Annotated in this window: 11 protein-coding genes; 5 read left to right on the plus strand and 6 right to left on the minus strand. The window is 66.3% G+C overall.

Going from position 1 to position 12,373, the window contains the following annotated elements:
- Positions 1–23: 23 nt before the first annotated feature.
- Positions 24–1,028, minus strand: coding sequence for a type I glyceraldehyde-3-phosphate dehydrogenase (gene gap, locus R1L06_RS12525; protein WP_032127866.1), 1,005 nt, complete (start codon positions 1,026–1,028; stop codon positions 24–26).
- 193 nt (positions 1,029–1,221) lie between these two features.
- Between gap and R1L06_RS12530 the strand changes: the two genes are divergently transcribed.
- From R1L06_RS12530 to R1L06_RS12540, 3 genes are all read left to right on the plus strand, one after another.
- Complete coding sequence (locus tag R1L06_RS12530) at positions 1,222–1,851, plus strand: OmpW/AlkL family protein (protein ID WP_317217850.1); 630 nt, start codon at positions 1,222–1,224, stop codon at positions 1,849–1,851.
- Positions 1,852–2,071: 220 nt separating this feature from the next.
- Positions 2,072–2,890 (plus strand): S1/P1 nuclease, encoded by an 819-nt coding sequence (locus tag R1L06_RS12535; RefSeq protein ID WP_317217851.1) that lies wholly within the window; start codon positions 2,072–2,074, stop codon positions 2,888–2,890.
- 11 nt (positions 2,891–2,901) lie between these two features.
- A complete protein-coding gene (locus R1L06_RS12540; protein ID WP_317217852.1) occupies positions 2,902–3,702 on the plus strand; it encodes an MBL fold metallo-hydrolase in 801 nt (266 codons plus the stop codon).
- Positions 3,703–3,759: 57 nt separating this feature from the next.
- Here the strand turns inward: R1L06_RS12540 and R1L06_RS12545 are convergent, their stop codons facing one another.
- From R1L06_RS12545 to R1L06_RS12555, 3 genes are read right to left on the minus strand one after another with little or no spacing between them, the layout of a single operon-like run.
- Entirely contained in the window at positions 3,760–4,323 is a 564-nt protein-coding gene (locus R1L06_RS12545; RefSeq protein WP_317217853.1) for a hypothetical protein, read from the minus strand.
- Entirely contained in the window at positions 4,320–5,561 is a 1,242-nt protein-coding gene (locus R1L06_RS12550; protein WP_317217854.1) for a M56 family metallopeptidase, read from the minus strand. The genes R1L06_RS12545 and R1L06_RS12550 overlap by 4 nt, the downstream gene beginning before the upstream one ends.
- A complete protein-coding gene (locus tag R1L06_RS12555) occupies positions 5,554–5,919 on the minus strand; it encodes a BlaI/MecI/CopY family transcriptional regulator (protein ID WP_014648244.1) in 366 nt (121 codons plus the stop codon). The genes R1L06_RS12550 and R1L06_RS12555 overlap by 8 nt, the downstream gene beginning before the upstream one ends.
- 118 nt (positions 5,920–6,037) lie before the next feature.
- Here R1L06_RS12555 and R1L06_RS12560 point away from each other — a divergent pair, with 118 nt between their 5' ends.
- Both R1L06_RS12560 and R1L06_RS12565 read left to right on the plus strand, forming a co-directional pair.
- The gene (locus tag R1L06_RS12560; protein WP_317217855.1) at positions 6,038–6,595 is read left to right on the plus strand and encodes a flavin reductase family protein; all 558 of its coding nucleotides are present in this window, start codon (positions 6,038–6,040) and stop codon (positions 6,593–6,595) included.
- A 34-nt stretch (positions 6,596–6,629) separates the two neighbouring features.
- Positions 6,630–8,582, plus strand: coding sequence for an acetyl-CoA hydrolase/transferase C-terminal domain-containing protein (locus tag R1L06_RS12565; RefSeq protein ID WP_317217856.1), 1,953 nt, complete (start codon positions 6,630–6,632; stop codon positions 8,580–8,582).
- 126 nt (positions 8,583–8,708) lie between these two features.
- On the opposite strand, the gene tkt is transcribed toward R1L06_RS12565, so the two are convergent.
- Both tkt and R1L06_RS12575 read right to left on the minus strand, forming a co-directional pair.
- Complete coding sequence (gene tkt / locus R1L06_RS12570) at positions 8,709–10,706, minus strand: transketolase (protein ID WP_032127859.1); 1,998 nt, start codon at positions 10,704–10,706, stop codon at positions 8,709–8,711.
- A 335-nt stretch (positions 10,707–11,041) separates the two neighbouring features.
- Positions 11,042–12,361: a dicarboxylate/amino acid:cation symporter gene (locus tag R1L06_RS12575; RefSeq protein WP_032127858.1), complete on the minus strand. Its 1,320-nt coding sequence runs from the start codon at positions 12,359–12,361 to the stop codon at positions 11,042–11,044.
- Positions 12,362–12,373 lie beyond the last annotated feature (12 nt).

Raw genomic sequence — 12,373 nt, forward strand, 5'->3', positions numbered from 1 at the left:
TCCGTGCGCGATCTTGGCCAGCCTTACTTGGCGGCGACGACCTTGGCCATTTCCAGGCACTTGTTCGAGTAGCCCCACTCGTTGTCGTACCAGGTGACCAGCTTGACGAAGGTGCCGTCCAGGGCGATGCCGGCTTCGGCGTCGAACACCGAGGTGCAGGTCTCGCCGCGGAAATCGGTGGCCACGACCTTGTCTTCGGTGTAGCCCAGGATGCCCTTCAGCGGGCCTTCGCTCTGTGCCTTCACTTCAGCGCAGATCTCGGCGTAGGTGGCTTCCTTTTCCAGCTCGACGGTCAGATCGACCACCGACACGTCCGAGGTCGGGACACGGAAGCTCATGCCGGTCAGCTTCTTGTTCAGTTCCGGGATGACCACGCCGACGGCCTTGGCCGCACCGGTGGACGACGGAATGATGTTCTCCAGGATGCCGCGGCCACCACGCCAGTCCTTGTTGGACGGGCCATCGACGGTCTTCTGGGTAGCGGTAGCCGCATGCACGGTGGTCATAAGGCCACGCTTGATGCCCCACTTGTCATTGATGACCTTGGCCAGCGGGGCCAGGCAGTTGGTGGTGCACGACGCGTTGGAGACGATCGCCTGGCCGGCGTAGGTCTTGTCGTTCACGCCGTAGACGAACATCGGCGTGTCGTCCTTCGACGGAGCCGACATGATGACCTTCTTGGCGCCGGCATCGATGTGCTTCTGCGCGGTTTCCTTGGTCAGGAACAGGCCGGTGGATTCAATCACCACGTCCACGTCCACTTCGTTCCACTTCAGGTTGGCCGGGTCGCGTTCCTGGGTCAGGCGGATCTTCTTGCCGTTGACCAGCAGGTCGTTGCCCTGCACCGCCACGTCAGCCTTGAAACGGCCGTGCACGGAGTCGTACTTGAGCATGTACGCCAGATAGTCCGGCTCCAGCAGATCGTTGATGGCCACGATTTCGATGTCGTCGCCGAAGTTCAGCACCGCCGAGCGCAGGACGTTACGCCCGATGCGACCGAAACCGTTGATACCAACCTTGATTGCCATGTTCTCAAGCTCCTGCAGCCGCGACGGGTGCGGCGGGATGGATAGGGCCCACAAGTCTAGCAAACCGGGGCTGGCCACCGCCGGCCAGCCCCGGCAGGCAGCAGGCCGGCGGACAGGATTTGATCCGGATCAAAGCGTTAGCGCGAAGTGAGGCCGAGACTGGCTGCATCCACCCAGCAACGAGATCACCCCCATGCGCAAGACCTCCCCCCTGATCGTGGCCAGCCTGGCCGCCGCCCTGTCCCTCGCCGCCGCCCCGGCCATGGCCCAGTCCAAGGGCGACTGGACCCTCTCCGCCGGCGTGCACCAGGTGGCCCCGAAGTCGAACAACGGCTGGCTGGCCAACCACACCCTGAAGGTCGACGTCGACAACGACGTCAAGCCGACCATCACCGGTGAGTACTTCATTGCCGACAACCTGGGCATCGAAGTGCTGGCCGCGCTGCCGTTCAAGCACGACATCAACATCAAGGGCCTGGGCCGCGTGGGCAGCACCAAGCAGCTGCCGCCGGTGGTGACCGTGCAGTACCACTTCAACAGCAAGGGCAAGGTGTCGCCGTTCATCGGTGCGGGCGTGAACTACACGACCTTCTTCAGCGAAGACACCACCGGTGCGCTGAAGGACAGCCGCCTGAAGCTGCAGGATTCGTGGGGCCTGGCCGCGCATGCGGGCGTGGACTTCGCGATCGGCGAGAAGGGCGCACTGCGCGTGGACATGCGCTGGATCGACATCGACAGCAAGGTGAAGTTGAACGGCGAGAAGATCGGCACGGTCAACATCGATCCCCTGGTCTACGGCGCTTCGTACGTCTTCAAGTTCTAAGCGGCGTGTTGAGTGGGGGGGCTTCGCCCCCGCTCCCCCCGCTACATGCAAAACCCTCGCAGCATGTTGCCCCGGTGATTGCCGGGGCTTTTTTGTTCCTGGGACTGAAGCGGTTTCGGAGCTGGGGCGAGGCGGGGAGCAGAGCCCCTCCCGCTGCGCTCCCACTTCGGAACAGGAACGCGCCGCTCTTCAATCCACCTGCCCCCGCTAGAATGTGCGCATGAAAGCCCTGCACTCCCTCTTCCTCGCCGCCGCCCTGGCGCCGGCCCTGCTGTCCGTCTCCGCCCCCGCCCATGCCTGGGGCGCGCAAGGCCACCGTCTGGTCGCCGAAGTCGCCGACGCCCGCCTCACCCCCACCGCCCGCGCTGAAGTGGACCGCCTGCTGGCCATCGAACCGGATGCCACCCTGGCCAGCATCGCGCCGTGGGCCGACCAGCTGCGCGCCAAAGACCCGGGCCTGGGCCGTCGCTCGGCCGGCTGGCACTACGTCAACATCGCCGAAGACAACTGCCACTACGAAGCACCGAAGCACTGCAAGAACGGCAACTGCATCGTCGAGGCCCTGAAGGCACAGAGCGCCATCCTCGGCGACCGAAGCCTGACCGACGGCGAGCGCCTGCAGGCGCTGAAGTTCGTCGTGCACCTGGTCGGCGACATCCACCAGCCGATGCACGCCGGTTACGCCCACGACAAGGGCGGCAACGACTTCCAGCTGCAGTTCGGCAACCGCGGTACCAACCTGCACTCGCTGTGGGACAGCGGCATGCTCAACACCCGCAAGCTGGACGACGCAGGCTATCTCCCGCTGCTGCAGAGCCAGCGCGCGCCGAAGCTGGCGCGCCAGTCCAACCCGCAGCGCGACCCGCAGACGTGGGCCGAGGCCAGCTGCCACATTTCCATGCAAGCTGGCGTTTATCCGGCCACGCGTAAAATCGGTGACGAATACACCGAGCGCTACCGGCCGCTGGCCGAAGCGCAGCTGCGACTGGCCGGTGAGAACCTGGCGCAGTTGCTGAACCGCGTGCTCGGCACGCGCTGAGGAGCGTTCCAATGTCAGTCCAGGTGCAGTCGTTCTTCCACCGTGACAGCAATACCTTCAGCTATCTGGTCAGTGATCCGGCCAGCGGCGAAGCGGCGCTGATCGACCCAGTCCTGGACTACGACCCGGATACCGACGCCAGCAGTGAAGCGCCGCTGCATGCCGCGTTGGAGGCCATCGAACAACAGGGCCTGCAGCTGCGCTGGCTGCTGGAAACCCACGCCCACGCCGATCACGTATCGGGTGGGCGCCATCTCAAGCAACGCTTCCCGGAGGCCACGCTGGCCATCGGCGAAGGCATCCGCGCGGTGCAGGCCACCTTCGCACCGCGCTACGGCCTGCAGCTTCCTGCGGCCGATGAGATCTTCGATCACCTGTTCAGCGATGGCGAAACCTTTGCTCTGGGCGAACTGCGCTGTCAGGTGATCGCCGTGCCCGGCCATACCAGCGACAGCATCGCCTACCTGATCGACGATGCGCTGTTCACCGGTGACTCGCTGTTCATGCCCGACGGCGGTACCGCCCGCTGCGATTTCCCGGGTGGCGATGCCGCGCAGCTGTACCGTTCGATCCAGCGCCTGCTGGCCCTGCCCGATGCGACCCGCGTGTTCGTCTGCCACGACTACGGTCCGGGTGGTCGTGCATTCGCCAACGAAACCACCATCGGCGAACAGCGCGCACACAACATCCACGTGCATGACGGCGTGGCCGAGGCGGAGTTCGTCAGCGTGCGCCAGGCACGCGATGCGACGCTGGAAGAACCCAAGCTGATGCAGCCCGCGGTGAAGGCCAACATCCAGGGCGGGGCCTGATCCACGCCGCTGCGCTCGCCGGGCATGGCCCGGCGCTGCCCCGGTCATCGCAAGCGGTCATTTTCCCTGCGTACGCACCACGTGCTGTCCCTTCACGATCTCGAAGGTGAAGGCATACTGCAGGGTGACCGCCACCGGCTCGACGCGCTCGGCGCCGCGACAGTCGCCACGGTCGGCAGGCACCTTGCCAGCCGCGAAGTGGCAGACCGCTGCGGACGAGTACTTCCACATCGCCACGGCTTCCTGCGCCGCCTGCAGCAGGGGCGCATTCTCGCCTGCAGCACCTGCCGCGCACTCAGGGCGATCGGTCAGCGGCACGCTGCGTTCGACACTGCCCTGTGCATCAACCACCACCTGCAGGCAGATGGTGGTCGGTGCCAGCTCCGCACGCGGGTCACGATCACCGACCTCCGGATCCGGCGCCGCGTACAACTGCGGCATCCGGTAGCCCTCGCTCGCGCCCAGCGAATAGGCCTGCAGCTGCCCACTGCCGCCACCGGTCTGCGGCTGCAGGCGCTGATGGCCGACATTCTCGCTGCGGGTATCAACGGTGGTCAGGCGATCCTGGGTCGCGCACCCTGCCAACAGCGCCGCCATCATCAACAGCGGCGCGGACTTCACTGGGAGTCCTCGGTGTTGTCCATGGCATAGGTGATCGGAATCTTCACAGCCCCTGCAACGGGCTTTCCGTTCTTCATCGCCGGACGATAGGTCCAGCTCCGCGCAGCGGCGATCGACACCGCATCGAACACACCCGGATTGGTTGCACTGAGCACCTGGACGTCAGTCGGATGGCCGTTGGCATCCACGTCCACGCGCAGGTTCACCACGCCCACCTGGCGCTGTTCGATGGCGGACTTCGGATAGGACGGTGGCGGCATCTTGTCGACCTGGATCGGACGGTCCAGCCCCGCCTTGGCCGCATCTTCTTCAGCATGTTCGAACGGCTCGACGCTGATCGACGGCACGCCCGTCGCGCCACCCTGGCTGGCCCACGCCACCGCTCCCATTCCCAGACACAACCCGACCACCAGCACCTGCCCCGACACCCACGGCAATGCCTTCCGCTTGGACTGCTTCAACATGGCGATACGCTCCTTCAACACGGGTTGGCTGCGCCAATGGCAGACCGCTGGCGCAACCGGATGGACCAGCTGCGCCTTCAGCAGCGTGCTGGCGTAGAGACCGCGCAGCGCAGGCTGCGGGGCAATGGTGCGGGCATCGCAGGCCAGCTCCTGGTCACGCAGGAATCGGCGGGAGGCCCACGGCAGAAGCGGATGGAACCAGAACACCGCGCGTGCCATCAGCAGCGCCCCATTGGCCCAGTGATCGCCATTGCGACGGTGGCTGCGCTCGTGCTGCAGGATCAGGCCCTGCTCCTGTGCGGTGAACTGCTGGTCGAAGTCCGGGCCTACCACGATGCGCGGACGCCACAGGCCGACCAGCGCGGGCAGCCCGGGATCAGCGCTGGCCTGCCAGCTGCCATCGGCGCGTGCACACAGTTGGCCCATGCCACGTTCAAAGCGCCGCTGCGCACGTAGATCGCGTAGCAGACAAAGGACCGCCCCCAGCATCCATGCCAGCAGCAACAGCCCGGCCCACGGCAACGACTGCCCTGCCATGCCTTCGACGGCGCCGGGTACCACTTTCAGCGGCAGCGTTGGCACATGCTCCAGAAGTGCCACCTGCGGCAGCGGCAGCAGCAACGATGCCCCCAGCATCGGCAGCAGCCACCAGCTGCGGTAGGCCAGACCAGCGCCCCCCAATCGCACCAGCAGCGGCCGCATCACCGCCAGCAGGACCGCGCCCACCGCCAGCCACAGGCTGGCCTGCCACAACCCATCGAGCAGCTCAGTCATGGTCCAGCTCCTGGATCAGTTTCTTCAGTTCGGCGATGTCCTGCGCACTCAACTGGCCGCGTTCGCTGAAGTGCGCAACCAACGGCGCAACGCGCCCTTCGAAGACACGACCAATGAAGTCCTGGCTCTGCGCCTCCACCCAGGCCTGCCGCTGCAGCAGCGGCCGGTACAGGTAGCGCCGGCCATCGCGCTCGGCAGTAATCGCGCCCTTGGTCAGCAGGCGGTTGAGCAGGGTCTTGATGGTCGGCTCGGCCCAGTCACGGTGGGCCAGTGCGGCGACCACGTCATCGGCGCTACGCGGTGCCTGCTGCCATAGCACCTCCATCACAACGGCTTCGGCTTCGCTGATCGGGGTCATGGTTTACATCCGTAATCGACAACCCGATTACGCGCGTAATCGAATCGTCTGTCAAGCCCCTCGACTCCAGGTTCATCCCGGCTGCGCCAGCATCGATTCCTCCCGCCCCAGGCCCCGGATGAAAGCGCTGCCCAAGAAGGAATTCCCGGTCGAGCAGGCCCGCCGCTTCCTCGAACCCGGGCCGGTCGTGCTGGTCAGCACCGCCTGGCGCGGCCAACGCAACCTGATGACGATGGGCTGGCACATGGTGATGGGCTTCTCGCCTTCGCTGGTCGCCACCTACCTGTGGGACGCAAACCACAGCCATGCGCTGGCGCGTGACAGCGGCGAGTGCGTGATCAATGTGCCGGGGGTGGAACTGCTCGATACCGTGGTGGACATCGGCAACTGCAGCGGCCGCGAGGTCGACAAGTTCGCCCGTTTCGAGCTTGATGCGCTGCCGGCGCGCGAGGTCGGTGCACCGCTGGTCGGGCAATGCCATTCGTGCTTCGAATGCCGCTTGTACGACGACAGCCAGGTCGCGTCGAACAACCTGTTCATCTGGGAAATCGTGCGCGCCCATGTTGCGCCCCGGCCGAAACTGCCGCGCACGATGCATTACCGGGGCGATGGGCAGTTCATGGTGTCTGGCGCCGAAGTCTCGCGTCGACGGCGGTTCAAGCCCGACATGCTGTAATGCCCGCACTCCCCCACACGCAGGACCACCGCGCATGACCGAACACCTCACCGACCTGGACGCCGCTGTCGACTGGTTGTTTGCGCGCGTGGACGGGCCGCTGCGGATCGGGGCACCGCTGGCACTGGGCAAGCCGCATCGGCTGCTCAATGCCCTTTACGCACGCGTCGAGCACGATCCGTCGCGGCCACTGCAGCTGTATACCGCGCTGTCGCTGAACCCGCCGAAGGCGCGCGGCAACGGCCTGGAAGCGCGCTTCATGGCGCCGTTCGCGCAGCGCCATTTCGGCGACGATTTCCCGCGCCTGGCCTATGCCGATGCGATCGCGCGCGACGCGTTGCCGGCACATGTGCAGGTGGAAGAGTTCTACATGCAGTCCGGCGCCCTGCTCGGCTCGCGGCAGGCGCAGTCCAGCTATACCAGCCTGAACTACACCCACGCCGCCGATGCGGTCGCGCAGCGCGCGCCGCAGGTGATCGTGCAGAAGGTGGCGATGCGGCCGAACGACCGCCGGCTTTCGCTGTCGTGCAACAACGACATCACCCAGGACACGCTGGATGCGATGACCGCTCGCGGGCTGCCTCGCCCGCTGCTGATCGCCGAGATCGACCCGCAGCTGCCCTATATGGGCGGCTCGGCTACGGTCGATGTGTCGTTCTTCGATCTGGTGATCACCCCGCCACCGCCGTATCCGGCGCTTTTCGGCCTGCCGCGGCAGCCGGTCGGCGACGCCGACTACGCGATCGGCCTGTATGCCAGCACACTGGTGCGCGACGGCGGCACCCTGCAGATTGGCATCGGCACGCTGGCCGACGCGCTCAGCCATGCGCTGGTGCTGCGCCACACCGACAACGCCCGCTACCGCCGCGTGCTGCACGCGCTGGATCCGCAGCTGGCCAGCCACCCGCTGGTGCAGGAAATCGGCGGACTGGATCCGTTCGAGGTCGGCCTGTATGGCTGCAGCGAAATGCTCAACGAGGGCTTCCGCCGGCTGGTGCAGACCGGCGTGATCAAGCGCAAGGTGCACGATGACCTGGCGCTGATGCAACGCATCGAGAACGGCAGCACGCTGTCCATCGACCACGCCACCCTGGCTGCCGAGGGCGAGTATCTGCATGGCGCCTTCTACCTGGGCTCGCCGGAGTTCTACGAGTGGTTGCGCACGCTGCCGGAAGACGAATGCCGTGCGATCGGCATGCGCCGCATCAGCGAGATCAACCAGCTGTACGGTGGCAACGAGACACTGGAACGCCTGCAACGCCGCCACGCGCGCTTCTTCAACTCCTGCATGATGGCCACCGCGCTGGGCGCGGCGGTGTCGGATGCGCTGGATGATGGACGTGTGGTGTCCGGCGTGGGTGGTCAGTACAACTTCGTGGCGATGGCACATGCGCTGCCGGAAGCGCGCAGCGTGCTGATGTTCCGCGCCGCGCGCGATGACAAGGGCCAGCGCGAATCCAACGTGCGCTGGAACTACGGGCACACCACCATCCCTCGCCACCTGCGCGACATCTACCTCAACGAATACGGCATCGCCGACCTGCGCGGCCTGACCGACGAGGACTGCGTGCATGCGATGACCGCAATCACCGAGGCCCCGTTCCAGGCCGGCCTGCTGCAGCAGGCACACGCCTCGCGCAAGCTGCTGGCGGCCACGCAACCGGATCCGGAGCGCCAGCAGCGCAACACGCCGCAGGCACTGTCCGCGGCACTGGCACCGTTCCGCGTCGATGGCAGCCTGCCCGACTATCCGTTGGGCAGCGACTTCAACGAGATCGAGCAGGTGCTGGTGAAAGCGCTGGGCTGGCTGAAGGCCAACACGCAGACCCGCGGCGACAAGCTGCGCACGGTCTGGGCGGCGCTGCGGCAACCGGCTGGCGACGGCGATGCGGTGTACCTGCAGCGCATGGGCCTGCAGGCACCGAAGGATTTCGGCGAGCGCCTGGACGCGAGACTGCTGCGCCTCGCACTGGCACGCACCGCCTGAAAAAAGGGGACGGAGGGGATCAAGTCGTTTGTGCACAAACGACTTGATCCCCTCCGTCCCCTTTTCTCTCGAGCAAAGAAAAGGCCGGCGTGCGCCGGCCTTTCCCTTCCTGCTTCGCGAGGCTGCTTACAGCGCCTTGGCCGCTTCCACAACGTGGGCGGTGGTGATGCCGAAGTGCTTGTACAGCTGGTCGGCGGGGGCCGAGGCACCGAAGGTGTCGATACCGATCACCGCACCGTCCAGGCCGACAAACTGGCGCCAGAAGCCGGTGACACCGGCTTCCACCGCCACGCGCTTGCGCACGGCGTTCGGCAGCACCGATTCACGGTAGGCCGCATCCTGGCGCAGGAACACGTCGGTGGACGGCATCGAGACCACGCGGGTCTTGAGGCCGGCCGCATCCAGCTGGGCCTTGGCTTCGGTGGCCAGCGAAACTTCCGAACCGGTGGCGATCAGGATCACGTCCGGGGTGCCGGCGGCATCGGCCAACACGTAGCCACCGCGCTCGATCTGGGCGATCTGCTCGGCGTTGCGCGGCTGGTGCGGCAGGTTCTGGCGGCTGAACACCAGGCAGCTCGGGCCGTCCTGGCGGGTGATCGCAGCCTTCCAGCTCACCGCCGACTCGACCGCATCGCACGGACGCCACACGTCGTTGTTCGGGATGTAGCGCAGCGAGGCCAGGTGCTCCACCGGCTGGTGGGTCGGGCCGTCTTCGCCCAGGCCGATCGAGTCGTGGGTGTAGACGTGGATGGCGTGGGCCGGGATCAGCGCGCTCATGCGCACGCCGTTGCGGGCGTAATCGCTGAACACCAGGAAGGTGGCGTCGAACGGAATGAAGCCGCCGTGCAGGGCCAGGCCGTTGGCAATGGCGGTCATGCCGAACTCGCGCACGCCGTAGTACACGTAGTTGGCGTTGGCGTCGTCGCTGGCAACCGACTTGCTGCCCTTCCACAGGGTCAGGTTGGAGTGCGCCAGGTCGGCCGAGCCGCCGACGATTTCCGGCAGCAGCGGGGCGTAGGCTTCGATGGCCAGCTGCGAGGCCTTGCGCGAGGCGATCGTCGGGCCTTCAGCGGCCACCTGGGCGATGTAGGCATCGGCCTTGGCAACGAAGTCGGCCGGCAGCTCGCCGTGCGAACGGCGGGTCAGCTCGGACGCTTCAGCCGGGTACTGGCTGGCGTACTTGTCGAACAGCTGTTCCCACTCGGCCTGGCGCAGGGTGCCGGCGCCATTGGCGCGCCAGCCGTCGTAGATCGCCTGCGGGATCTCGAACGGACCGTATTCCCAGCCCAGCTGCTTGCGGGTGGCTTCCAGCTCGTCCTTGCCCAGCGGCGCGCCGTGGCTGGATTCCTTGCCCGCCTTGTTCGGCGAACCGAAACCAATGGTGGTGCGGCAGCAGATCAGGGTCGGCTTGTCGCTCTGCGACAGCGCGGCCTCGATGCCGGCCTTGATGCTTTCCGGGTCGTGGCCATCGACATCGCGCACGACGTTCCAGCCATAGGCCTCGAAACGCTCCGGGGTATTGTCGGTGAACCAGCCCTCGACGTTGCCGTCGATGGAGATGTGGTTGTTGTCCCAGAAGCAGACCAGCTTGTGCAGGCCCCAGGTACCGGCCAGCGAAGCGGCTTCATGCGACACGCCTTCCATCAGGCAGCCATCGCCCATGAACACCCAGGTGCGATGGTCGACCACTTCCAGCTCCGGGCGGTTGAAGCGCTGTGCCAGCAGCTTCTCGGCCAGGGCGAAGCCCACGGCATTGGCGAAACCCTGGCCCAGCGGGCCGGTGGTGGTTTCCACGCCCGGGGTCTCGTGGCGTTCCGGGTGGCCGGCGGTGTGGCTGCCCAGCTGGCGGAACAGCTTCAGCTGCTCGATCGGCAGGTCGTAACCGCTCAGGTGCAGCAGCGCGTACTGCAGCATCGAACCGTGGCCGTTGGACAGCACGAAACGGTCGCGGTTGAACCAGTGCGGATTGCTCGGGTTATGGCGGAGATAGTCGTTCCAGAGGACTTCGGCGATGTCGGCCATGCCCATGGGCATGCCGGGGTGGCCGGACTTTGCGGTTTCAACCGCATCGGCGGCAAGGAAGCGGATGGCGTTGGCCAACTGGCGACGGGTAGGCTGCGTCATGGTTCTGTCGGAATCGGGAGGCGGCCGCGGACGTGCGGGCGGCCTATTGTCCCATAGTCGCCGGGCGGGGGGTCGGTTCACCTTGCCCGGTCGTGCTGGCCGCTGGCCGGCAGTTGCGCAGAATCCAATGAAGATCATGAAGTTGCCGGCCAGCGGCCGGCACTACCCGCCCCCGGAGTTCGGGGGCTGCGCCATAGGCGCCGGGGTGTGGAGGCCGGTAAGGGGCCCCGCGATTCGCATCGCGAAACGTGGGAGCGGCAGCGCGCATGCGATGACGCGCACCCGGCCAGCGGCCGGCACTACCGCCCCCGGAGTCCGGGGACGGGAATCCGGACTCAGTCCTGCTGCGGGCCCAGCGCCGGGCCATCGTGGGACTCGCCCTTGGCCACCAGGGTGGTCAGGGCCAGGTCGCCGGTCACGTTCAGCGCGGTACGGCACATGTCCAGGAAGTGGTTCACGCCCAGGATCAGGCCGATGCCCAGCGGGTTCACGCCCACCATCGCGCAGATCATCGCCACCACCGGCAGCGAGCCTGACGGCACGCCGGCCGTGCCGATGCCACCGAGGATGCAGACCGCCATCACCATGATCTGCTGGCCGATGCTCAGGTCCACGCCGAAGAACTGGGCCAGGAAGATCACCGTCACGCCCTCGAACAGCGCGGTGCCGTTCTGGTTGGCGGTGGCGCCCACGGTCAGCACGAAGCGCGACACGCGCTGCGGCAGGCCCATCTGGTCGGCCACGCGCAGCGCGGTCGGCAGGGTGGCGTTGCTGGAGGCGGTGGAGAACGCCATCACCGTCGCTTCCTGGGTATCGCGGAAGAACGACAGCGGCGAACGACCGGACAGCCATACGGCCGTACCGTAGCTCACCACCATGTGCAGGCCGAGTGCCAACACCACCACGCCCACGTAGGCACCGAGGCGGATGATCAGCTCGAAGCCGAACAGCGCGGCCAGGTTGAACATGAAGCAGGCCACCGCATACGGGGCCAGGCGGATGACCAGGTTGATCAGGGTCATCGAAATTTCGAACACGCCTTCGATGGCGCGGCGCAGCGGCGCGACCTTCTCGTTGTCGGTCAGCACCATGCCGATGCCGAACATCAGCGCGAAGAACATCAGCGACAGGATCGCGCCGTTGTCAGACGCGGCCTGCAGCACGTTGCTCGGCACGATCGACAGCAGCATGTCCATGCCCTTCGGCGTGCCGTGGATGCCCGCGACAATCTCCTTGCTGCGCTCGGCGTTCTCCGACAGCATCATCGCAGCGACCTGCGGGTCGACGCCGACACCCGGCTTGAGCAGGTTCACCAGCACCAGCCCGATGCCCACGGCAATGCCGGACAGCAGCACGGTATAGGCCAGGGTCTTCCAGCCGATGCGGCCAAGGGCGCGGATGTCACCCATCTCCGACACACCCATGATCAGCGCCGAGAAGATCAGCGGCACGATCAGCATGAAGATCAGGTTGAGGAACAGGCCCGAAGCCGGGGTGGTGATGTAGTCCATTACCCACTTGGCACCGGCCTGCAGACCATCGACGCTGCCGCCCAGGGCGTGCACGATCAGTCCCAGGATCAGGCCGATCGCAAAGCCGATGCCCATCTTCCAATGCAGGGGCAACTTCTTCTTGTCGGCAGCAGCTGCTGTCATGCGCGGGTTTCC

Origin of the sequence: Stenotrophomonas mexicanensis (assembly GCF_032911605.1) — a bacterium.
Classification (GTDB): Bacteria; Pseudomonadota; Gammaproteobacteria; order Xanthomonadales; family Xanthomonadaceae; genus Stenotrophomonas; species Stenotrophomonas maltophilia_A.